Annotated in this window: 1 protein-coding gene; it reads right to left on the bottom strand. The window is 60.0% G+C overall.

The window, feature by feature from the left end; all coding sequences use genetic code 11:
- Positions 1-325 (bottom strand): shikimate kinase (locus SB725_RS30530; protein WP_410923082.1); only part of this gene is annotated, 325 nt, incomplete at both ends.

The raw sequence follows: 325 nt of genomic DNA, 5'->3' as shown, positions 1-325 counted from the left end.
CATGCGCAGGGTGCCTTCGGGATCGGGAACTTGCAGAAGCGGCCGGTTGGCATGCCGCTGCACGCGGCGGATCAGTACGTCGAAATCGGCTTTTAACCAGATCGACACCCCGCTCTCCAGGATTCTTGCGCGCGTCTCTGCATTCATGAAGGCACCGCCGCCAGTCGCAACAACTTTCGGGCCCTCGCTCAGGATCTGACCGAGAACCCGTCGCTCACTGTCGCGAAAATAGGATTCGCCGTACGTAGCGAAAATTTCCGAGACTGTCATGCGGTGGGTCGCTTCGATTTCGGCATCGGAGTCGGCAAAATCCAGCCCGAGCCGC

It is taken from the genome of Pseudomonas sp. SIMBA_041 (genome assembly GCF_046535095.1).
GTDB lineage: Bacteria > Pseudomonadota > Gammaproteobacteria > Pseudomonadales > Pseudomonadaceae > Aquipseudomonas > Aquipseudomonas mucoides.
This window is presented reverse-complemented; position numbering and strand designations above follow the sequence as displayed.